The organism is Candidatus Binatia bacterium (assembly GCA_023150935.1).
Classification (GTDB): domain Bacteria; phylum Desulfobacterota; class Binatia; order HRBIN30; family HRBIN30; genus JAKLJW01.
The window spans coordinates 28139-50104 of the sequence record JAKLJW010000008.1; the positions used below are offsets into that span (position 1 = coordinate 28139).

General features: G+C 67.6%; 17 protein-coding genes and 1 tRNA gene. 10 read left to right on the forward strand and 8 right to left on the reverse strand.

Features of this window, described 5'->3' with window-relative positions; all coding sequences use genetic code 11:
* The 4 genes from L6Q96_07150 to L6Q96_07165 all read right to left on the reverse strand — a co-directional run bounded on the left by L6Q96_07150 (position 1) and on the right by L6Q96_07165 (position 5985).
* Positions 1-1197, reverse strand: coding sequence for an efflux RND transporter periplasmic adaptor subunit (locus L6Q96_07150; protein ID MCK6554348.1), 1197 nt, complete (start codon positions 1195-1197; stop codon positions 1-3).
* 104 nt (positions 1198-1301) lie between these two features.
* Positions 1302-3971, reverse strand: coding sequence for a cation-translocating P-type ATPase (locus L6Q96_07155; GenBank protein MCK6554349.1), 2670 nt, complete (start codon positions 3969-3971; stop codon positions 1302-1304).
* 931 nt (positions 3972-4902) lie between these two features.
* Positions 4903-5292, reverse strand: a complete 390-nt coding sequence (locus L6Q96_07160; GenBank protein ID MCK6554350.1) for a BrnT family toxin — start codon at positions 5290-5292, stop codon at positions 4903-4905.
* Positions 5293-5893: 601 nt separating this feature from the next.
* Positions 5894-5985, reverse strand: a tRNA-Sec gene (locus L6Q96_07165).
* A 177-nt stretch (positions 5986-6162) separates the two neighbouring features.
* Here L6Q96_07165 and L6Q96_07170 point away from each other — a divergent pair.
* The gene (locus L6Q96_07170) at positions 6163-7368 is read left to right on the forward strand and encodes an acyl-CoA dehydrogenase family protein (protein MCK6554351.1); all 1206 of its coding nucleotides are present in this window, start codon (positions 6163-6165) and stop codon (positions 7366-7368) included.
* On the forward strand, positions 7365-8327 hold the full coding sequence (locus tag L6Q96_07175; GenBank protein ID MCK6554352.1) for a DUF882 domain-containing protein: 963 nt from the start codon (positions 7365-7367) through the stop codon (positions 8325-8327). Before L6Q96_07170 ends, L6Q96_07175 begins: the two co-directional genes overlap by 4 nt.
* Before the next feature lie 83 nt (positions 8328-8410).
* Here L6Q96_07175 and L6Q96_07180 read toward each other — a convergent pair whose 3' ends face one another.
* Positions 8411-9226, reverse strand: a complete 816-nt coding sequence (locus tag L6Q96_07180) for a DUF4412 domain-containing protein (GenBank protein ID MCK6554353.1) — start codon at positions 9224-9226, stop codon at positions 8411-8413.
* Positions 9227-9390: 164 nt separating this feature from the next.
* Between L6Q96_07180 and L6Q96_07185 the strand changes: the two genes are divergently transcribed.
* The 4 genes from L6Q96_07185 to L6Q96_07200 are packed head-to-tail and all read left to right on the forward strand — an operon-like array spanning position 9391 to position 13083.
* The gene (locus tag L6Q96_07185) at positions 9391-10647 is read left to right on the forward strand and encodes a glutamate-5-semialdehyde dehydrogenase (GenBank protein ID MCK6554354.1); all 1257 of its coding nucleotides are present in this window, start codon (positions 9391-9393) and stop codon (positions 10645-10647) included.
* Between the two features lie 58 nt (positions 10648-10705).
* Complete coding sequence (gene nadD, locus L6Q96_07190) at positions 10706-11365, forward strand: nicotinate-nucleotide adenylyltransferase (GenBank protein ID MCK6554355.1); 660 nt, start codon at positions 10706-10708, stop codon at positions 11363-11365.
* The gene (gene rsfS, locus L6Q96_07195; GenBank protein MCK6554356.1) at positions 11362-11763 is read left to right on the forward strand and encodes a ribosome silencing factor; all 402 of its coding nucleotides are present in this window, start codon (positions 11362-11364) and stop codon (positions 11761-11763) included. Before nadD ends, rsfS begins: the two co-directional genes overlap by 4 nt.
* A 24-nt stretch (positions 11764-11787) precedes the next feature.
* Positions 11788-13083, forward strand: a complete 1296-nt coding sequence (locus L6Q96_07200; GenBank protein ID MCK6554357.1) for a tetratricopeptide repeat protein — start codon at positions 11788-11790, stop codon at positions 13081-13083.
* Between the two features lie 6 nt (positions 13084-13089).
* On the opposite strand, the gene cysC is transcribed toward L6Q96_07200, so the two are convergent.
* Positions 13090-13707, reverse strand: a complete 618-nt coding sequence (gene cysC / locus L6Q96_07205; GenBank protein MCK6554358.1) for an adenylyl-sulfate kinase — start codon at positions 13705-13707, stop codon at positions 13090-13092.
* Positions 13708-13793: 86 nt separating this feature from the next.
* Between cysC and L6Q96_07210 the strand changes: the two genes are divergently transcribed.
* From L6Q96_07210 to L6Q96_07225, 4 genes are all read left to right on the forward strand, one after another.
* On the forward strand, positions 13794-15626 hold the full coding sequence (locus L6Q96_07210; protein MCK6554359.1) for a M3 family oligoendopeptidase: 1833 nt from the start codon (positions 13794-13796) through the stop codon (positions 15624-15626).
* Between the two features lie 50 nt (positions 15627-15676).
* The gene (locus L6Q96_07215) at positions 15677-16348 is read left to right on the forward strand and encodes an LEA type 2 family protein (GenBank protein ID MCK6554360.1); all 672 of its coding nucleotides are present in this window, start codon (positions 15677-15679) and stop codon (positions 16346-16348) included.
* Between the two features lie 106 nt (positions 16349-16454).
* On the forward strand, positions 16455-18104 hold the full coding sequence (locus tag L6Q96_07220) for an acyl-CoA synthetase (protein MCK6554361.1): 1650 nt from the start codon (positions 16455-16457) through the stop codon (positions 18102-18104).
* Positions 18105-18249: 145 nt separating this feature from the next.
* The gene (locus L6Q96_07225; protein ID MCK6554362.1) at positions 18250-18636 is read left to right on the forward strand and encodes a hypothetical protein; all 387 of its coding nucleotides are present in this window, start codon (positions 18250-18252) and stop codon (positions 18634-18636) included.
* A 242-nt stretch (positions 18637-18878) separates the two neighbouring features.
* On the opposite strand, the gene tkt is transcribed toward L6Q96_07225, so the two are convergent.
* Both tkt and L6Q96_07235 read right to left on the reverse strand, forming a co-directional pair.
* A complete protein-coding gene (tkt, locus tag L6Q96_07230; GenBank protein MCK6554363.1) occupies positions 18879-20897 on the reverse strand; it encodes a transketolase in 2019 nt (672 codons plus the stop codon).
* Positions 20898-20982: 85 nt separating this feature from the next.
* A complete protein-coding gene (locus L6Q96_07235; protein ID MCK6554364.1) occupies positions 20983-21951 on the reverse strand; it encodes a paraslipin in 969 nt (322 codons plus the stop codon).
* Positions 21952-21966 lie beyond the last annotated feature (15 nt).

Sequence of the window (21966 nt, forward strand, 5' to 3'; positions counted from 1 at the left end):
TCAGTGCGCCCCGGCGGCGGCCGTCGCCACCGCCGCGTTGTTCCGCATGGCCGGGCGGACGCGCATGCCGTCGACGGCGGTCTCGATCGCCGAGGTGACGATGCGATCTCCGCGTGCGAAGGTCTTCGCGGCCAGCACAACGTCGCGGCGCTCCCGGCGGATCACATCGGCGCGGCGCATTCGCAGTCGGTCGTCCGCATCCACCACCAGGACGTGATCTCGATCGCGCATCGCCGCCCGGGGCACCACGACGACCTCGTCGACGGTCCGGCCCAGGATCTCGGCCTCGACGAACAGACCGACCGCCAGGGGCGGCGCCCCGTCGTTGTCGCCGTAAGGATCGTCGACCGCGGCAACCAGGTTCACCAGGCGACTGCGCGTGTCGATCTCGCCCTCGGTGCGCACGACATGTCCGCGCCACTCCTGTTCGCGACCGGCAAACTCGGCGCGCAGGACGACTTCCGGGTTTTCGGCCGGCGGCAGACCGCTACGGCTCAGGAGCGGCACATCGATAAAAGCCAGTTCCGCATCGGCGATCGGCAGGCGGACTTCGGCGCGGTCGATGGCGTACAGGTGAGCCACAGGAGCGCCGCGGCTAACGAACTGGCCGACGTCGACGGTCTCGCGGCGCACTCGTCCCGTAAACGGCGCGCGCAGCCTGGTCCGATCGAGATCGCGCTCGGCCTGTTCGAGTGCGGCCCGAGCCTCCCGCAACGTCGCCGCGGTTACGCGTTCGGCACGCTCGACGTCGTCGAGTTGAGCCTGGCTGGCGACGCCCGTCTTGATCAGGCCGCGCAGCCGCTCGAGTTCCTTGTCGGCGCGGACGTGCTCGCTTTCGGCGCGGGCCAGCGCCGCCCGCGCCCGCTCGCGCGCCACTTCGTAGTCGGCGGGTTCGATCTCGATCAGGACCTCCCCCTCCTCGAAGAACCCGCCCGAAACCAGTCGCGGCGATACCCAGACCGCCTTGCCCGAGACCTGCGGCACCAGATCGCTCTCGGTCCGGGCCGAGACGGTACCCTGGGTACGCACCCGCATCCGGTGACGGGTGACGTTAACCGGGGCCACTTCGACCGCCGGCGCGACCGCCTCCGGGACCCGTTCCGTTACATCCGGCGCGGTTGCGAACAACAGCGCCACGGCACCCAGGCCGGCCGCGAACACGGCAACCGGTAGCACGATCTTGAGGGTTCGCTTCACGATCGCGACTATAGGAGGTCGCCTGCCCCAATCAAGGTAGAGCCTCGACGGGGCGGCTCGAGGCATCGCCGGACCCCGGCGGGCGCTCGGCCGCGGTTGGCGACTCAGGACCGGGCGGGGTCGACGGGGGACGCTGTCCCGTACAACCGGCCGTGCCGGATGAACCACTTCTCGATCTCGACCGCGACGAACACCAGCGACGACAACCCGAGGCAGGCGGCCAGTTCGCCCGCGGTCAGCGGCTCGGTGCGAAAGATCGGGTTGAGCGCCGGCACGTAGATCGTCGCGAGCTGCAGCAGCAAGGTCAGCACGACGGCGCCGAGCAGGGGCCGATTCGAGCCGAGACCCTGCCTGAACAGCGAGTCGCGCTCGGAGCGGATCGCCAGTGCATGTCCCATCTGCGACAGCGTCAGGACGGTAAACACCATCGTTTGCCAGTGCGCCGACGCGCTGCGGACGGCCCACGCCTGAGTGAACAGACAGACTGCGCCCATGAGCAGGCCGACCCAGACGATGTGCTGCCACATGCCGTGCGCGAAAACGCTTTCGTCGGGCGGGCGCGGCGGGCGGCGCATCAGGCCGCGCTCCTCGGGCTCGGCCGCCAGGGCGAGTCCCGGCAAGCCGTCGGTAACCAGGTTGATCCACAGGATATGGATCGGCAGCAGCGGGATCGGCAGGCCGATGAAGGGCGCGAGGAAGATCGTCCAGATCTCGCCCGAGTTGCTGGTCATCGTGTACTTGATGAACTTGCGGATGTTGTCGAAGATGCGCCGGCCTTCGCGCACCGCGCTCACGATGGTGGCGAAGTTGTCGTCGAGCAGGATCATGTGCGCCGCCTCTTTGGCGACGTCGGTGCCGGCAACGCCCATGGCAACGCCGATATCGGCGCGCCGGAGAGCCGGCGCATCGTTGACGCCGTCGCCGGTCATGGCGACGAGCTCGCCGCGGGCCTGTAGCGCCTTGACGATGCGGATCTTGTGCTCGGGCGCGACGCGCGCGTAAACGCGCACCTGCGCCACCTGCGCGTCGAGATCCCGGTCGGAGAGCCGATCGAGATCTTGCCAGGTCATGACCGCGTCGCCGACGTCGTCCAGGATACCGAGGCGACGAGCGATACTGCGCGCCGTGGCGGGATGGTCGCCCGTGATCATCACCGGCGTGATGCCCGCACTGCGGCACAGGGCCACCGCCTCGGCCGCCTCGGCCCGGGGCGGATCGAGCAGGCCGGCCAGCCCGAGGAACGTCAGATCGGTTTCTACCGTGTCGGGCGTGGGCGTCGCCGGCAACTCCGCGAGCGGGCGCGACGCGAAAGCGATTACGCGCAGGCCGTCGGCGGCCATACGCTCGGCGGCGGCGTTTACCGCCGCCGCATCGATCGGCGCCCGGCCGTTCGCGGAGAGCTGTCCCGAGCACAGCGGCAGCAGCACTTCCGGTGCGCCCTTGACGTAGGCGACGACGCCGGCGACGCCGCGGTGCAGCGTGGTCATGCGCTTGCGATCCGAATCGAAGGGCAATTCGGCCAGACGCGGCGCCTGTGCCAGCCGTTCCGCCTTGCCATAACCGGCGGCCTCCGCCGCCAGCAGCAGCGCCACTTCGGTCGGATCGCCGACCGCGCGTTCGTCCGCCCCGTACCTCGCGTCGTTCGACAGTGCCAGCGCGGTGAGCAGGTCCGGCCACGGCGACTCGGAGCCGGGTTGCGAGGTCACCGCTCCGCCGCAGAAGTACTCCTCGACGCGCATGCGGTTTTCGGTGAGCGTACCGGTCTTGTCGGAACAGATGAAGGTCACCGAGCCGAGCGTCTCGACCGCCGGCAGTCGGCGGATCAGCGCCTGCCGCCGCGCCATGTTTACGGCGCCCAGTGCGAGGGTCACGGTCACCACCGCCGGCAGAGCTTCCGGGATGGCGGCCACGGCGAGGCTGATGGCGGTGAGCAGCATCAGCACGACGGGTTCGCCGCGCAGCACGCCGGCGACGAACACCACCACGCAGATGGCGAGCACGGCGATGGCGAGACGGGCGCCGAACCTTGCCAGCCGCTTCTGGAGCGGCGTGCGCACCTCTTCCTCCTCGTGGAGGAGTTGGGCGATGCGCCCGAGCTCCGTCTGCATGCCGGTGCCGACGACCACGCCGCGTCCGCGCCCGTAGCTCACCAGCGTGCCCTTGAAGGCCAGGTTGCGGCGATCGCCGAGCGGCAGCGCCGGTTCGTGCAACGCCCGGGTGAATTTCTCGACGGGTTGCGACTCGCCGGTAAGCGCGGCCTCTTCGGTGCGCAGCGTGTGCGCATCGATCAGGCGCAGATCCGCGGGCACCACGTTACCCGCTTCGATCTCGACGAGATCGCCGGGCACCAGCTCGGCGGCGGGAATCGTACACAGCTCGCTGTCGCGCACGACCCGCGCCGACGGCGCGGCCATCAGTTTGAGAGCCGCCACGGCGCGTTCGGCGCGATATTCCTGCACGAAGCCGATGACCGCGTTGAGCGCGACGATGACGACGATGGCGATGGTATCGGTAAGGTCGCCGATCAACCCGGAAACGACGGCGGCGCCGATCAGCACCACGATCATGAAGTCGGCGAACTGATCGGCGAGCATGCGGACAATGCCGCGGCGGCGGCCTTCTTGCAGTTCGTTGCGGCCGCAGGTCGCCAGGCGCTCCGCGGCCTCGGCGCTCGTGAGCCCGCGTGCGCCGTCGCCGCCGAGCGCGCGCAAGGTGTCCTCTACACTAGCGAGGTGCCAGTGACGTACTGGCGGGGCCTTGGCCGACGCGGACATGGCGACTGCTACCCGGCGAGAGCGTCGAACGGCACCGGCTCGGCACGATCCGCATGCCCCGCCCCCGTGCAGGGACGCTCCGGCGTCGTCCGGGTCGGGACTCTCGGCCACGATCGACGGCTAACGGGGCATCGCAGTCGAACCCACCGCGGGCCCGCACAAGCGATCTGTTCATCCGCGGCCGTCATTCACGCAGCTTGTACTTGACGCAAGCTGCCCCGTCGAGACGGCCGGGTTCCAGCGGGGGCCCGTCGTGTGCGGGTCCCCGTCGTGTGCGGGTCGGACCACTTCAACCTGCGGTAATCGCTGGATCTACGTAACGAAATCAGGCGCATTTTGCGGCTATGGCGTCGTTTTCGACGCCAGAACCGCCAGGATACGCCGCCGCTTCCTCACGCAGGACATGGGGCGCCGCCCTCACCCACCCGATTCCGAGGCAAAAAACGACCGCATAGACCCGTCTTTGAAGCCAGAATAAGCGACTTGTCAAATAAATGCGCGTACATCCGGAGGTCCGACCCACGCGACTCCGCAGGGTGCGAATTCCCACCGTTTCTCGCTGCGGGCTATGGCGTCCTTCCCGCCCCGTCCCGGCTTGTCCCGGACCGTTCGTTTGCAGAATGTTTGCGCCTCGTCGGTTCCGGATCTCGGTGGGATGTTGCATCACTCCGAGGGCGACATGGCGACCGTTCGGGCAGGCGCCGGCATCGGTGGGTGACGGTGCCCGAGTGGCCGCGATCAGTACCTATCGATGTTCTCTCTCAGGATCAGCTTCAGCATTGTCTGATAAGGCAAGCCGCGTTTCTTCCCCTTCTGGGTCAGACGCGCGATAAGATCCGCCTCCAATTTGATGGAGGTTGGCCGGAGGGGCCGAACCACGACCGCCGAACCGGCCGCCTGTGCTGCGTCCGCCCAGTCCCCGCCCACCGTATCATTGCGGGTATTCCTCACTACGCCGATTCGCTTTCCCGCCGCCGCCGGTTTCCTCTTCCCGGCCGATGAGGCTCTCATAGAATTTCCTTTCCTTACGCCCCATGGGGCGACAACTGATTACACGTACCTTCGCGCCGCGGCGGGTGAAGACCATCGTGAGCCGTTTGCCGGTGTCTGTCTCTCCGAAGAGCACCCAGCGGGGTTCCGCATAGACCGGACTCACGACGCGGCCGGCGAGCACGAACACGCGTTCGATCAGGGACTCCGCCTCGTCGCAGGTCACGCCGTGCTTGGTCGTGCTCTTCAGGCTGTTGCCCTGGTCCCATACAAACGGGGGACGCCGCGCAAGCCACGCCGCCGTCTCCTCATCCGCAACGAGCCGCCTCATTGCCCACCAGCAACGTAGCTACCGCGTAGCTACCCGTCAATCATCGTACGGAGCCGCGCCCGCGATGCTTTGCGTTGCCGGCGTTGCTCCGCTCCTTGATCCCGTTGGGCGGAACCGACGAGACACCCACGTGCGAACCCGACCCGCCACCGATGAGCGCAGGGTGAGCGGGGGAAACCCAATCAAATTCCACCACCGCTCAGGCTGAGCCTGTCGAAGCCGGGTTTGGCCGCTTATCGACAGTCTCTTTCGCGGGAATGACGAAGGTCCCGCCGAGGCTTTGCAGGACGGCCACCCACGCGGTTTTCGCTGACCCTTGCCACAGGCTGCCGAGCATCCGTTAGTGTAACTGACGAACTGACGACACACCCACGTGCAAACCCCACCCGCCACCGTTCGTGCCGAGTAGCGCCGCTTCCTCAGGCGCGTATCGAGGCACGTCCGCTGTCACCCCTCGATACGGCCCCTGAACAAACGGGTCCTACTCGGGGCGAACGGGGAGTTGCGGGCATTGGGTTGCGGGGGGTAGCCCGCGCGATGTTCCAGGAGGAGGAGGACAAGTCCTCCGTAGCCCCCGCGTCAGATGAAGCGTGCGCGGGGGCGGAGGAGGAAGGGAGTCGAACCCTCCGTCCGACTTGCGCCGGACCACGCGGTTTTGAAGACCGGGGAGGCCACCGGGCCCCATCCTCCTCCGTACCGTCCGCAAGACTATTCGATTTGAGAACATGGGCAAGGCGGGGATGAAGGGCCTGGGGGATCCACCACCTCACGTCCCCACGCCCTCATGCCCCCATGCCCTCACGCCCCAAGCCCCCAGCCATTGTCCCCGCCCTCCGTTTGCGTATTCTCTGGGCCCGGAGGACCGTACTCATGCCTGCAGAACACGGCGCGCCCCCGTGGCGTAGCTTCGATCTCTTCGCCCCCACCGACGAACACCGCATGCTCGCCGACACTCTGCACACTTTCGTCCGCGACGAGGTGGAACCGCAAGCCGCCGCTTACAACCGCGACGAGCGCTTCAACCTTGCCCTGTTCCGCCGCGCCGGCGAACTCGGCCTGCTCGGGCTCACCATCCCCGAAAGCGAAGGCGGCGCCGGACTCGATGCCACCGCCGCGGTCATGACCCACGAGGCCCTCTCGTATGCCGACCCCGCCTTCTGCCTCTCGTACCTGGCGCACGCCGTGCTCTTCGCCCACAACTTCGCCCACAACGCCACCCCCGCCCAGCTTGCCCGCGTCCTGCCCAAAGCCATCAGCGGCGAGTGGATCGGCGGCATGTGCATGACCGAACCGGACGCCGGCACCGACGTCCTCGGCATGCGCTCCACCGCCGTCCGCCAGGGCGATCACTACGTCCTCAACGGCCGCAAAATGTTCATCACCAACGGCGCTGTCGACGACCACACCCTCGGCGACGTCTTCCTCGTCTACGCCAAGACCGACGGCAAGATCAGCACCTTCCTGATCGAGAAGGGATTTCCCGGATTCGCCCTCGGCCAGCGCCTGCACGACAAGCTCGGCATGCGCGCCTCGATGACCGCCGAGCTGGTCTTCGATAACTGCATCGTGCCCGCCGGCAACCTCATCGGCCACGAAGGCGAGAGCATGAAACACATGATGCGGAACCTCGAGATGGAACGTCTGACCCTCGCCGCCATGTCGCTCGGCATCGCCATGCGCGCGGTCGAGGTCATGTTCCGCTACGCCAACGAGCGGAAGGCGTTCGGCACCGCCATCCGTGACTTCGGTCAGGTTCAGGCCCACCTCGCCAACTCGTACGCCGAGTTCAAAGCCGCCCGCGCCCTGGTCTACGATGTCGCGCGCCGGCTCGACCCCAGCACCTTCGGCAACCGCGCCGACGCCGACGCCGCTAAACTGTTCGCCGCCCGCATCGCCAAAGACATCGCCGACCGCGCCATTCAGGTCCTCGGCGGCTACGGCTACATCGGCGAGTACGTCGTCGAACGCCTGTGGCGCGATGCCAAGTTGCTGGAGATCGGCGGCGGCACCAACGAGGCGCACCAGAAGAACATCACCAAAGACGTCTCCCGCACCCCGGAGATGATCCGCCGGTGAACCGCCCCATTCTCGCCGCAATGGTCACGCTCGCGGTCGCCGCCGGCACCGCATGCGCCCACCCCCCGCACGCCTCCACGTCCCCACGCCCCCACGCCCTCACGCCCCCACGCCCCCCCCGCTTCTTCGTCCACGGCGACGGCCGTTTACGGCTCCGCCACGCCCACTTCAACAGCGTCCTCGACGTTCGCTATCGCCGCCCCGACGGCACTTACGATCCGGCGGCGCTGGCCGAGATCCGGCACTTCTTCCGTTCCCGCGGCGACGGACGCGAAGGCCGCATATCGCTGCGACTGATCGAGCTGCTCGGCTACGTACAAACCCACTACCGGCCACGGACGATGACCCTCGTCTCCGGATATCGCAGTCCGGACTACAACGAAGGAATCCGCTCGGCCGGGGCGCTGGCGGCGCAAACCTCGCTGCACACCCAGGGCCTTGCCGCGGACGTGGCAATGACCGGCGTCAACTTGAAGCGGCTCTGGACCGACCTGCGCGCCGAACAAGTCGGCGGCGCCGGGTACTACCGTAGCGGCAACTTCCTGCACCTCGACACCGGGCCGCCGCGCTTCTGGGAGGAAACGACCTCGCGGGTGAAAGACAACCTCTCCGCCGACAACGCGCGCGTCTTCGTTCGCACGGACTTCGACTACTACGACCGGCTCGACGGCGCCCGGGTGGAGCTGCACAGCGTCACGGCGTTTCCCCTCGCGATCCGCCGGGAAGCGTCCGTGGGGGGAACGCAGGTTGTGCTCGAAGCGGCGGACAACACGCCGGCGACGCGGCGCGGCGATTGCCTCGTCATCGACGCCCCGGCCGACGCCTACGTCTTCAACGTACGCTCCGCCGACGGGCACGGTTCCGCCGGCAAGGCGCCGCTGGTGCTCACCACCTGCGCGCCGCGCACCGGCAAGACGAAGGCCGAACTGGTCTCGAATCCGATCGAGGCGGAGCGGTAGCGGCACTTCGTACGCGCGGCGCACCGAACCCGGGCAAGTGCGGGGCGGCAGCCGGCGCCGCTCTGCGGCGGGTTGGGTCCTGCCTATTCGGGCTTTTCGAGGGCGTCGAGCTGGGGCGGCTCGATCTTCTTGAAGCCGGCGGGGACGGCGAACACGTCGGCCGGCGGGGTTTCCGACTTTACCTCGATGGCCTCGGTCGTCGTCGAGGTCCGCTCCCCTCCGGCGCCCCAATCGATGGTCGTGCGCAGCGGAACGCCCTGCACGCTGGCCAGCGTTTCCATCACGCGAGCCATGTCCCAGCCTTCGCCGAGGTCTTTCGTCGCCGCCACGGCCTTCTCGGCGTAACCCGGCGGCAGGCGCAACGACTCGGCCACCCACGCCTCGATCGACGAGTCGCCGCTGCGGGCGGCGTATTCTTTGGTCTCGTAACCGGCGATCCGTTCCGTCTTGCCCGTGGGTTTCAATTCCGCGGCCGGGGAGTTGGCCATGCCGCCCTCGCCCCCGCCCATCTTACCCAGGTATTGTTGGGCACGGGCGCGGGCTTCCGGGGGCATTTCCGCCATCTGCTGTTCGAGCTGACGGCGCATCTTGTCCATGTGCACCCGCACCCCGCGCACGCGTTCCCGCATGGCCACGAAGCTCTCGCTGTAATAGGTCTTGTCTTCCTTGTTCACGAAGGTCAGGCGATCGGTGTCAAGGTCCAGTATGAGCCGCATCGCCCTGGTATCGACGGCCATCTTGCCGCCCGACCAGTACTGGGTCGACTCCTCCGGCGGCGTGCCCATGCCGGCGTTGGTGACACGCTGGCGAACGATCAAATCGAGCGCCGACGCCGGCGACGCCAGCGTCGCTACAATCGTCACGATCCACAATCCCTTCACGCGCTTTACGCTTCTCACGGCCGGTCCTCCTGGCTGCATTGCGACGCCACCGGCACTCAGGACCGGGGAGTGGCGCCCCGTGCTTACGGCGACCGGCGCCCGCCGTCAACGGCGCGGGGTCCATTATACGATCGTGAACCCGCGCCCCTTGCCTCTTGGGGTCGATGCGGTATCGTCCGCGCATGCACGTCGAGGAAACGGTGGTGGCGCTGTGCCGCGAGGCGCGGCAGGCGGCGCGGCGGCTGGCTACCGCCGGTACGGAGACGAAGAACCGCTGCCTGCGCGACGCCGCGGGGCGGTTGCGCCGGGCCGGAGCCCGACTGCTGGAGGCCAATCGAGACGACGTGGCAAGAGGGCGAGAGGCCGGCATGTCGGCGGCATTCGTCGACCGGCTGACCCTCAACGAGGCGCGGATCGAGGCGATGGCCGCGGGGGTCGAGCAGGTGGCCGCCCTGCCCGATCCGGTCGGTGAAACGATCGCGCAATGGAAGCGGCCGAACGGTCTCGAGATCGGTCAGGTGCGCATCCCGCTCGGCGTCGTCGGCGTGATCTACGAATCCCGCCCCAACGTAACCGCCGACGCGGCGGCCCTGTGCCTGAAGGCGGGCAACGCCACGATCCTGCGGGGCGGGTCCGAGGCGATCATCACCAACCGGGCCATCGCCGGCGAGCTCGCGGCCGCGGCCGCCGCCGTGGGCCTCCCGGCCGCGGCCATCCAACTGGTGCCGACGACCGACCGCGAGGCGGTCCAGGTGTTGCTGCGGCAGAGCACCTACATCGACGTCATTATTCCGCGCGGCGGCGAAAGCCTGATCCGCGCCATCACCGAGTCGTCGAAGATCCCGGTGGTACAGCACTATGCCGGGGTCTGCCATACCTACGTCGACGCGCACGCCGACCTGGCCATGGCGGAACGGATCTGTTTCAACGCCAAGGTGCAGCGGCCCGGGGTCTGCAACGCCATGGAGACCATGCTGGTCCACGCCGCCGTGGCCGAGCGCTTCCTCCCCGCGATGCTGCGGGCGTTCGCCGACGCCGGAGTAAGGTTGCGCGGTTGCGATCGGACCAGAGCGATCGTGCCGGCGGTCGATGCGGCGACCGAAGACGACTGGCGGACCGAGTACCTCGACCTCATCCTGGCGGTGAAGGTAGTCGACTCGCTCGACGAGGCGATCGACTTCATTGCCGTTTACGGCACCGGTCACTCGGACGCGATCGTCACCGAGCATTACGGTAACGCGCGGCGGTTCCTCGCCGAGGTCGACTCGGCCGCCGTCTACGTCAACGCCTCGACGCGTTTCACCGACGGCTACGAATTCGGCTTCGGCGCCGAAGTGGGGATTTCGACCAATCGCCTGCACGCACGCGGTCCGATGGGACTGCGTGAGCTGACCACATACAAGTACACGGTGCTCGGCAGCGGCCAGATTCGGCAATGAAGTCCCGGGCGTGAACAGCGCGGCGCATCGACGCCGCCGAGCGCCCCGCCGGCGGGCGGTGAGGATCGGCATACTCGGCGGCACCTTCAATCCCATTCACCTCGCGCACCTGCGCTGTGCGGAGGAGGTGGGTCAGGCGCAGGCGCTCGACCGGGTTCTGTTCGTGCCGAGCGCGACGCCGCCGCACAAGGGCGCCGACAACCTGGCCCCGGCGGCCGCTCGGCTGGCCATGGTGCGGCTCGCCATTGCCGGCAACCCGCGCTTCCGCGTCTCCACGCTGGAGATCGACCGTGGCGGCCGTTCGTACTCGGTCGACACGTTACTGGCCTTGCGCGCGGCCATGCCGGAGGCGCACCTCACCTTCATCTTGGGCATGGACGCCTTCCGCGAGATCGAAACGTGGAAGCGTTACGCCCAACTGTTCGAGCTCTGCGACCTGGTGGTAACTTCCCGGCCACCGTTGCCCGACCCGCCGGCACGCCTCATCTTGCCCGTTGCCGTGCGACGGCAGTTCTGGTATCAGCCCGAACAGGGAATCTTGGAGCATCACAGGGGTACGAAAGTCATTTTCCAACCGATCACCGCCCTCGACATCTCCGCCTCGGCCATCCGGCAGCGTCTCGCCACCGGGGCGTCGGTTCGCTACCTCGTCCCCGACTCTGTCCTCCGATACATTCGACGGCACGGGCTGTACGCGCCGGAAGCGGTGTCGCATTGACGTCCAACAGCTCGCTGGAAAAGGCCCTCCAGTGCGTCCGTTTCGCGCTCGAGAAGAAGGCGTACGACCTGGTGCTGATGGACGTCGAGGCTTTGACTTCGCTCGCCAGCTATTTCCTGATCTGCACGGGCCGTTCCGACACACAGGTCCAGGCGATCGCCCAGGCGATCGAGGGAAACCTGAGTCTGGTGGGGTTCAAGCCCCTATCGATCGAGGGATACACCGCCGGTCAGTGGGTGATCCTCGACTTCGGCGACGTGCTCGTCCACGTCTTCTACGAGCCGGTGCGCGAGTTCTACGATCTCGAGCGGCTGTGGGCGCGGGCCCCCCGCGTCGCGCTCCCCGAGCCCTACCGCAGTCAGGCCAACGATCTGCGCCTGGCCGGTCACGGGCGCTGAATCTTCGCGCCCGGGTGACGAGATATGCGCCGGCTGTTCGCCATCGTCGTCGGCCTGCTCGTGGTGCTCGGGGTGGTCTACCTGGCCTCGGTCAATCCGACCCACGTGGACTTCCATTACGGACCGGTCCACCGTCTCGAACAGGTGCACGTCGTCACGTTGCTGGTAGCGGCGTTCACGGGCGGAGTAATTCTGGTGGTCCTCGTGCTCCTGCTGCAGGCGGGCTGGAGGACCGTTGCCGGCTGGGGGCCGAGCCGACGCGAGCGACGCAGCGATCGAGTCATGGAATGGACCGCCGCCGGACAAGATCTGGTGTGGCGCGGCGATGCGCAACGGGGACGCAGCCTGCTGCAGAGAGCCTGGCGATCCCGGCCGGACGACCCGTCCCCGCTGGTGGCCCTGGCGGCCTCGTACCGGGAGGCCGGCGAGGTCGGGCGGGCGCGGGCCCTGCTCATGGAAAAGGCGCGCGATCACCATACCGACCCCGACGTGCTTCTGGCTCTGGCGGAGGCACAGCAGGCCGACGGCGACCGCGGTGCGGCCATAGAAACTCTTGAACGGCTGCGGGCCTTGCACCCGCGCGCCGCACGCGGCCTGCGCGCACTGCGGGACGCGTACATCGACGCCGGGCGCTGGCAGGACGCCGCCTCCGTACACGAGGCGTGGATCGCGACGTTGAGCGATCCGAGACAGATGGCTCGCGAGCGGGACCATCTGGTCGTCCTGCGTTACGCCGCGGCGGTGGATCTAAAGGATGCACCGGCACGGGTTGCGGCGTTCGAGGCGCTCGCAGAGGGCCGGGTGGTTAGTGTCCCGGTGCTGGTCGGTCTCGGCGACGCGCTGCTCGGGGCGGGGCGCAGCGACGAGGCTTCAGTGTTGTGGGAACGAGCGTTGCGGGCAGCGCCGCGGACCGTGTTCGTCGAGCGGCTGACGGCGATGGCAAACGAGCCTGCGCATCGGGAGCGAATACGCAACCTGCTCCGCAAGTTGCGCGCGGATCACGTACAGCCGGACAGCGTGCTCTTGCTGCTTGCGCAGTTGAGCCTTCTGGACGGTGAGCCGGAGGAGGCGGCGCGGGCGTTGGAGGGCTTGCAGTCGCCGCCCCGCCACGCCGCGCTGCTCCACCACCTCTGGGGAGAAGTGCACCGGCGCCGGGGCGCGCTGGAACGGGCGGTGGCTGCCTACGCCCTGGTCAACGATGCGCCGTGGGCGTACCGCTGCCGCAACTGCAGCCGCCAGAGTCAGGCCTGGGTGGCGTACTGCCCGCAATGCCGGGGCTGGGACTCGTACCGCTCGGTGGCTGAAATCGGCCGTGACTGAGCGCCGTCACTCGGCGCGCGGGATGTAGCCGTTGGCCTCGAGGTAAGACAGAATGACAGCGAGGCTTTCTTCCTGCGTCTGGCGGTGGGTTTGCACCGTGATTTCGGGCCGCTCGGGGGCCTCGTACGGAGCCGAGATGCCGGTGAACTCCGGGATTTCCCCCGCGCGAGCTTTCTTGTAGTGGCCCTTGGGGTCTCTGCGCTCGCACTCGTCGACACTGCACTCGACGTAGGTTTCGACGAACTCGCCGGGTTCCATGATGGCGCGGACACGGTCGCGATCGCTGCGGTACGGCGAAATGAAGGCGGTGACATTGATGACCCCGGCGGTAGTAAACAGCTTGGCAACCTCGCCGATGCGACGGATGTTCTCGTTGCGGTCCTCGGGCGAAAACCCGAGGTCCTTGTTGAGTCCGTGCCGCACGTTGTCGCCATCGAGCACGAAGGAGTGTACGCCGCGCTCCCAGAGCGCCTTCTCGAGCGCGACGGCCAGCGTCGACTTGCCGGAGGCCGGGAGTCCGGTCATCCACAGGGTACACGACTTGTGTCCGGTGATCGCCTCGCGATCGGCCTTGGTGACCATGCCCGGGTGCCACACGACATGCTTCGACTTGAGATTTGCCATGAAACGCTTGTCCTTTGCCGCGAAAGTGGAGAGGCTTCTAGCCAACGCCCGCCGCCGCCTCAAGGCCGGCAGGAAGGACGTGCACAATGACTCGAACGAATGACTCGCCGGCCGCGGGCGTCACCTGGGACCTCGGCGATCTTTACGCCGGCCCCGCCGACCCGCGCCTCGCCGCCGATCTCGACGCGGCCATGGCCGCCGCACAGCAGTTCGCCGGCGACTTCCGGGGCCGCATCGGAACGACACCCGGGCCGGCACCCGCCGTGGTCCTCGAAGCCGTAACCCGCCTCGAAGCGATCCTGGAGCAGGTCGGCCGGGCGGTCGTCTTTGCCGATCTGTTGCACGCGGCCGACGCCACCGTCGCGGAGCACGGCGCCCTGGTTGCCCACACCCAGGACCTGGCGTCGGCGATCAGGCGGGAGCTGATCTTCTTCGAGCTCGAGTGGATCGCCCTCGAAGATGACGCGGCCAGGCGAATAATCGAGGCCCCCGAGTGCGCGCGCTACCGCCATTTCCTGGCGAGCCTGCGCCGCTACCGGCCGCACGTGCTGTCCGAACCGGAGGAGCGGGTCCTCGAACTCAAGGCCAACACGGGGGCACGGGCGTTCGCCCGGCTTTTCGACGAGCTGGTCGCCGAGCTGTCGTTCGAGGTAACCGTCGACGGCGAGTCGAAGGCGCTCAACGAGAGCGAGACGCTCGCCCTGCTTTACGACGAGCGCCGGGAGGTGCGGCGAGCGGCAGCGGCGGCCCTGACCGCGGGACTGCAAGACAACCAGCTCGTCATCGGATTCGTCTTCAACACGCTGGTGCACGACCACGCCGGTGACGATCGCTTGCGGCGTTTTACGACGCCGATGTCCGCCCGTCACCTCGCGAACGAGATCGACGCCGGGACGGTGGAGGCGTTGATGAACGCCTGCGAAGCGCGGCACGACATTGTCCACCGGTACTACGCCCTCAAGCGCCGCCTGCTCGGGCTCGACGAGCTTCTGGACTACGATCGCTACGCGCCGGTGGCGGCGGATAACGCGGCGGTACCGTGGCAACGCTGCCGCGAGATCGTGCTCGACGCCTACGGCGGCTTCGCGCCGCGTATGCGCGAGCTGGCGACGTGGTTCTTCGAGCGCCGCTGGATAGATGCCGAGGTCAGGAACGGCAAACGCGGCGGCGCCTTCAGTGCCTCCACCGTAACCAGCGCGCATCCCTACGTGCTGGTCAACTACACCGGCACGCGCCACGACGTGCTCACGGTGGCGCACGAGCTGGGTCACGGCGTCCACCAGTATCTTTCGCAACCGCGCGGCTACCTGCAGGCCGATACTCCCCTGACGCTCGCCGAGACCGCCAGTGTCTTCGGCGAAATGCTGGTCTTCGAGCACCTCCTCGGCGGCGAAACGGACCGGGCCGCGCAACTCGGCCTGCTCTGCGGCAAGATCGAGGACGCGATCGCGACCGTCTTCCGGCAGGTCGCGCTGACCCGCTTCGAGGAACGGCTGCACGCCGCGCGGCGGGCCGAGGGCGAGCTTGCGCGCAACCGCATCTGTACGCTCTGGCAGGACACCAACGCCGCGCTCTACGGCACGTCGGTGCGGCTGACCGAGGATTACCGCTGGTGGTGGGCTTACATCTCGCACTTCGTTCACACGCCCTTCTATTGTTACGCGTACGGGTTCGGCGAGCTTCTGGTCCTCGCACTGTACGAGTTGTACCGCCGCGAGGGCTCGTCGTTCGTGCCGCGGTATCTCGACTTGCTGGCGGCCGGCGGTTCGGCGCCACCGGACGCCCTCCTGCGGCCGTTCGGACTGGACATCCGCGATCCGGGTTTCTGGAACATGGGGCTGGAACCGCTGGCGGCCATGGTGACCCGCGTCGAGGAACTGATCGACGCCTCGGGAGCCGCATTGGTGACCTCGCCTTGACCCCGTTGGGGCACGGTGTTAGCGGAGCGACCGCGCCGAGAATCACGCGCATGCGTCTTCCCCAACCTTTTACTTCCGTGCTGCCCGTTCTGGTCGCTTCGACCATGGCCGGGTGCAGCCTTGTCGGTTGGAGGCATCCCGAGGCCCTACCGACGGTAACCCTCCGGGCGTCGACTGTGACGGCTCTGAGCGAGGGCGAGATCGCGGCCACCATCGTGCTGACGGTGCGCAACCCCGATTCGAACCCTGTACGGGTCGGGCGCGTTCGTTACCGGCTCACCTTCCCCGGAGGCGCCGAGGCCGGGGGCGCGGTAATCGTGAACGCGACCGTACCCGGCGGCGACGGCCATCTCGATATCGAGCTTCCGGTGCGTATAGCGAAGCGCCGTCTCCTGCCGGGGGCGGCGCCGATGCTGCTTTTGGGCGAGTTGCCGTACGACCTCGACGTCGGCGTGAGCATCGGAGCGCCGCTATTCGGCCACACCATCGACGTGCAGACATCCAGCGCGCTGCGGCTCGATCTGCCTCTGGAGCTGGTGCGACCCGGTCCCGGGCGGGACCCGGCCGGGGCCACGGCAAAGTCGTTCACCGAGGGGCGAACGGTTTTCAGGCATTACGGAACCCGGAATCCGTTCGGGCCGAGTAGCCGCCTTCTTCTGGCGGCGTATCGAGGCTCCGTCCCCGACTATGCCGTGGCCCTGGGGACTCGGCCCCCGGTTTGAATTCGCCTCCGGCGGCTGGCAAACGAGGTAGAGGTTGCCGGTGCCGCGGCACCGGATGCCGGCCGCTGCCGATACGATCATCCCCGCAAAGGAGACACCGAACACCATGGCCTTTACGCTTGCCGACATCAACGAAGCACTGGCCGGAGCCTTTCCGGAACGCGAATGTCTCGTCTTCGGTAAGCGCCGCGACTCGTGGCGGGAACTGAACTTGCGCACGCGGCGGCTCGCCAACTTCCTCGTCAGTCAGGGGCTCGGCTGCCATCGCGAACGCGACCAATTGCAGAACTACGAGTCCGGCCAGGACCACCTCGGCATCTACCTGTACAACGGCAACGAGTATCTCGAATCCATGATCGGCGCGTTCAAGGCTCGCGTCGCCCCCTTCAACGTCAACTACCGCTACGTCGCCGACGAACTGATCTATTTGCTCAACGACGCCGACTGCCGAGCGCTGGTCTACCACGCACGGTTCGCGCCGGTTCTGGAACAAATCCGGGCCGAGTTGCCGCATCTCCGATCGCTCATCCAGGTGGAAGACGAGTCGGGCAATCCTCTCCTCCCGGGCGCGGTCGATTACGAGGCCGCCCTGCGGCAGTCATCGGACGCGCGGCCGGCCCTGCTATGGTCCCCCGACGATCTCTACATCCTGTACACCGGCGGGACGACGGGCATGCCCAAGGGCGTGCTGTGGCGGCAGGAGGACATCTTCTTCGGCGCACTCGGCGGGCATCCACCGGGGGCTCCAAAGCACGAAACGATGGACACCGTGCTGGCCGCCGCGGGCAGCGGTTCGCTGCGCGCGCTCCCGGCCCCCCCGTTCATGCACGGCGCCTCGCACTGGATGGCCTTCAATTGCCTGCATCAGGGCGGGACCGTGATCATCCAGGACAAGCCGGGCCACCTTGACGCCCACGACATATGGGCGACCATCGAACGCGAGAAGGTGACGTTTCTGACCATCGTCGGGGACGCCTTCGGTCGCCCTCTCATCGATCAACTGGCCAAGCACGACTACGACCTGTCGTCGCTGGCGGTAATCCTGTCCGGCGGCGCGATTCTCACCCCCGCCCTCAAACAGGCGTTCCTCGAACGCATCCCGCAGATAATGATCATCGACGGCTTCGGCGCCTCCGAGACCGGCGGACACGGCACCCAGATCACCATGGCCGGAATGAAGCCGACTACCGGGTCGTTCCAGATGAACGAACAAACCACCGTACTCACGCACGACCTGAGCGGGCGCCTGACCTCGGGCAGCGAAGAGTCGGGGTGGCTCGCGCGAAGCGGCCACGTCCCCCTCGGATATTTCAAGGACGCCGAGAAGACCGCCAGGACGTTCCCGGTGATCGGCGCCACGCGATACGCCGTTCCCGGCGACCACGCCACCATCGCCGCCGACGGCACCATCGTCGTGCTGGGGCGCGGTTCGGTGAGCATCAATTCCGGCGGCGAGAAGATCTATCCCGAGGAGGTCGAAAAGGCCCTCAAGCATCACCCGTCGGTGTACGACGCCGTGGTCGTCGGCACCCCTAACGAGCGCTTCGGCCAACAGGTAACCGCCGTCGTTCAGGCCCGTGCCGGGGAAGAACCTACCGAGCAAGAGTTGGTGGACTTCTGCGGCCGACACCTGGCGCGCTACAAGCTGCCGCGGGCGGTGGTCTTCGTCGACGAAATGGTGCGGAGTCCGTCGGGGAAAGCCGACTACCGCTGGGCGAAGGCGACGGCCCTGAAGCACCTCGGCATCGAAACCTGACGGCCGGGCCCCCCGGCGGGGGGTTTGTGCTTGCCGAGAAAAAGCTTTCCAACCGGCTTGAGTTGGCCCACGCGGTGTGCTGTAACCGCCGCGCAGCAGCGGCACGACAGTGAGGGGCACAGCGATCTCAGGAGGTACGTGATCGATGTCGAGGCTCGTTGAAGAAAAGGAAACGGCGTGGCCCGGACTCACCGCCCTGCGCACACTCACTCCGGTCTGTGGTGGCGAAACGCGCGTCGGGCAACCCACGGGGGTCAAGGCCCTGATGTTGGCCGTCCTGGAAGACGGCATCCGCAGCGTCTTGAGCCACGTGCCGCAAATTCGTGCCGAAGCCGAATACTGGGTGATGAGCAAACAGCGCCGTTCCCCGTTCTCCTTTGCGATCGTCTGCGAATCGCTTGGCCTCGACCCGAGCGCCGCGCGGCGGGCGATCCTCGATATGCGCGCCGAAGCCCGAGCGGGTAGTCAACCCGTTCGTCGCAGTCGCCCGAACGTCCACCGCCGCGGCCGCCTCAGCCCTTCGAAGAACTAGCGCGGCCTCGGAGAATCCGCTGCGCCCGGTGCGGGCACCGCGGCGAGATTCGGCCGGCTTCGGACGCGAGGCAGATCGCCGCCGAGATCGGTTCTAACCCCGTTCGGGCTCACAAGGCCTGCCGACTCGAACCCCGATCGGTTCCCCGGCGAAGCGCCCGCGCCACCGTTTATCGAAAGTCGCCTCCGCGCAGCCGGCGGACAACCTCGCCGTCCCGCGCAACGATCTCCGCCCACCGCGGTTCAGAGGCCGAGCAGTTCCCGCACCGAGCGAGCCGCGCCGGCCGCCGTAACGCCGTACTTCTCGAAGATCAGGTCGCCCGGCGCCGAACTGCCGAACCGATCCACGCCGATGGCGCGGCCATGAGCGCCAATCCAGCGCTCCCAGCCGAGCGTGACCCCGGCCTCGATCGACACCCGGGCGGCCACGTTGCGCGGCAGGACGGTCTCCCGATACTCGGCACTCTGCGCCGCAAACAGCTCCCACGACGGCATCGACACGACGCGCACGCGGAGGCCGTCGCGCGCCAGCGCCGCGCGCGCCGCCAACGCCACCTCGACTTCGGAACCGGTGGCGATCAGGATCGCCTGCGGGGCGCCGCCTGCTGACTCGGCAATGACGTACGCACCGCGATCTAATCCACCGCCCGGGAGCGCCTCGCGACGATCGAGAACCGGCACCTTCTGCCTGGTCAATATAAGGGCCACGGGTCCATCGCGGTATGCCATCGTCCACCGCCATGCCGCCGCGGTTTCGAAGGCATCCGCCGGGCGGATGACCGTAAGGCCGGGAATTACCCGCAACGACATGAGCTGCTCAACGGGCTGGTGAGTGGGTCCGTCCTCGCCGACACCGATCGAGTCGTGTGTCCACACGTAGATGACCGGCAGCGCGTTCAACGCCGCCAGCCGCACCGGCGGGCGCATGTAATCCGAGAAGCAGAAAAACGTCGCCGCAAACGCGCGCAGGCCGCCGTGATAGGCGATACCGTTGATCGCCGCTCCCATGACGTGTTCGCGCACGCCGAAGTGCAGGTTGCGACCCGCACCGGTCTGCCCGTCGAACGAACCGCCATCGGCGATCGCGGTCATCGTCGAGCTGGACAGATCGGCATCGCCGCCCACCAGCCACGGCACCCGCGCGGCAACGGCGTTCATCGCCTTGCCGGCCGCAACCCGCGTCGCCACGGCGTCGCCTACCTTCCATACCGGCAACTGGCCGTCCCAGCCGTCCGGGAGTTCTCCGCGCCCGGCGCACCGCCACTCCCGCGCAAGGTCGGGGTACGCCGCCGCCCAGCTATCGAAACGTTTCTGCCACTCCGCCTGCAACCGGGCACCGCGATCGACCGCGCCGCGGAAGTGTGCCAGCGCCGCCTCGGGAACCAGAAACTTCTCCTCCGGATCGAAGCCGAGGTTAGTCTTGGTCAGCGCGACTTCCTCGACGCCGAGCGGGCTACCGTGCGCCTCGGACTTGCCCTGCTTGTGTGGCGCGCCGTAGCCGATCGTCGTTTCGACGATAATCAAACTCGGCCGTTCGGCGTCGGCCTCCGCGGCGGTCAGCGCGTTGTCGATCGCCGCGGTGTCGGTGTTGCCGTCGGCGACGCGCAGCACCTGCCATCCGTAGGCGGCGTAGCGCGCGGCGACGTCTTCGCGGGAAAAGGCCAGGGTGGTCGGCCCGTCGAGGGACACGTGGTTGCTGTCGTAGACGACGATCAACTTGCCCAGCCGCAGGTGGCCGGCGAGCGAGGCGGCTTCGGCGGAGACGCCTTCCATCAGGTCGCCATCGGAGGCCAGCACGTAGGTCCGATGGTCGACGATCCGATGCCCCGGTCGGTTGAAGCGATGCGCGAGCATGCGCTCGGCTATCGCCATGCCGAGGGCATTCCCGGTCCCCTGCCCCAGCGGCCCGGTCGTGGCCTCGACTCCCGGGGTCAAGAGCATCTCCGGATGCCCGGGCGTGCGACTCTCCCACTGCCGGAAGGCGAGCAGGTCGTCCATCGACACGGCGTAGCCCGTGAGGTGAAGCAGCGCGTAGAGGAGCATCGACCCGTGCCCGGCCGACAACACGAAACGGTCGCGGTCCGGCCACGACGGATCGGCGGGGTTATGACGCAGATGTCGCTGCCAGAGCACGTAGGCGGCGGGCGCCGCTCCGAGAGGAAGCCCGGGATGCCCCGAGCCGGCCTTCTGGATGGCGTCGATCGCCAGGGTCCGGATTGTATTGATGCACAGACGCTCGGTTTCTCTATCGTCCCCTGCCACTTGCCCCGGCTCCGTCGTCGCGAGATGCGGGTCTCCTAGCAAACGGGCGGAGAGAACTGCAAATGGGGGCGCGGCTGCCTGGGGGTCAGCGGTCTCCTCCGGCGGGGATGGCGGTGGCTGTCTCCGACGCGTCTCGCTTCTGCGTGGCTTTGGCCACGGTCATTGCCGTACCGATCATCGAGGCAACGTCAGCCACGTTGGCGGGCAGGATGAGGGTGTTGGTCGTCCTTGCCAGTTCGCCGAAGCGGGAGATGTACTGTTCGGCCACGCGCAACTGCACGGCCTCGAATCCGCCGGGTAGTCGGATCACGTCGGCCACAGCGCGGATGCCATCGGCCGTCGCCGTCGCCACGGCGCGGATCGCCGCCGCCGCCCCTTCGGCCTCGTTGATTTGCTGTTGCTTCTTCGCCTCCGACGCCTTGATGACCTGCTGCTTATCGCCTTCGGCGACGTTGATCGCCGCGTCGCGTTCCCCCTCTGAGGTCAGGATGGTGGCCCGCTTTTCGCGCTCGGCCCGCATCTGCTTCTCCATCGCCGCCAGCACGTCCCGCGGGGGCGTGATGTTCTTGATCTCGTAGCGCAACACCTTGATGCCCCACGGCTCGGATGCCTTGTCGAGTTCGTTGACCACCTGGGTATTGATGTGGGAGCGCTCTTCGAACGTGCGGTCGAGCTCGATGCGGCCGACCTCGCTACGCAGCGTCGTCTGCGCAAGCTGGGAAATGGCGAACAGGTAGTCGGCCACGCCGTAAGAAGCGCGTTCGGGGTTCAGGACCTGCAAATACAGCACACCGTCGACGTGCACCTGCACGTTGTCGCGCGTAATGCAGACCTGTTCGGGAATATCGACGGCAGTTTCCTTGAGCCCGTGGCGATAGCGAATCACATCCACGAACGGCACCAGGATGTGGAAGCCGGCGCCCAGCGTCTTCTGGTACCTGCCGAGACGCTCGACCACGAAGGCGCTTTGCTGCGGTACTACGACGGCGGTCTTCGCCAGCACGACGATCACCAGCACCGCCAGGAAAACCGCGACGAACAGTGCTCCGGTCATCCCTTGCTCCCTCCT

Bases quoted from the DNA above. Each gene is read 5' to 3' on its own strand.
- L6Q96_07185 (MCK6554354.1), top strand. From the start codon at position 9,391: ATGCACGTCGAGGAAACGGTGGTGGCGCTGTGCCGCGAGGCGCGGCAG.
- L6Q96_07200 (MCK6554357.1), top strand. From the start codon at position 11,788: ATGCGCCGGCTGTTCGCCATCGTCGTCGGCCTGCTCGTGGTGCTCGGG.
- L6Q96_07235 (MCK6554364.1), bottom strand. From the start codon at position 21,951: ATGACCGGAGCACTGTTCGTCGCGGTTTTCCTGGCGGTGCTGGTGATC.
- L6Q96_07225 (MCK6554362.1), top strand. From the start codon at position 18,250: ATGTCGAGGCTCGTTGAAGAAAAGGAAACGGCGTGGCCCGGACTCACC.
- L6Q96_07160 (MCK6554350.1), bottom strand. From the start codon at position 5,292: ATGAGGCGGCTCGTTGCGGATGAGGAGACGGCGGCGTGGCTTGCGCGG.
- cysC (MCK6554358.1), bottom strand. From the start codon at position 13,707: ATGGCAAATCTCAAGTCGAAGCATGTCGTGTGGCACCCGGGCATGGTC.
- L6Q96_07215 (MCK6554360.1), top strand. From the start codon at position 15,677: ATGCGTCTTCCCCAACCTTTTACTTCCGTGCTGCCCGTTCTGGTCGCT.
- L6Q96_07220 (MCK6554361.1), top strand. From the start codon at position 16,455: ATGGCCTTTACGCTTGCCGACATCAACGAAGCACTGGCCGGAGCCTTT.
- L6Q96_07170 (MCK6554351.1), top strand. From the start codon at position 6,163: ATGCCTGCAGAACACGGCGCGCCCCCGTGGCGTAGCTTCGATCTCTTC.
- L6Q96_07155 (MCK6554349.1), bottom strand. From the start codon at position 3,971: ATGTCCGCGTCGGCCAAGGCCCCGCCAGTACGTCACTGGCACCTCGCT.
- L6Q96_07210 (MCK6554359.1), top strand. From the start codon at position 13,794: ATGACTCGAACGAATGACTCGCCGGCCGCGGGCGTCACCTGGGACCTC.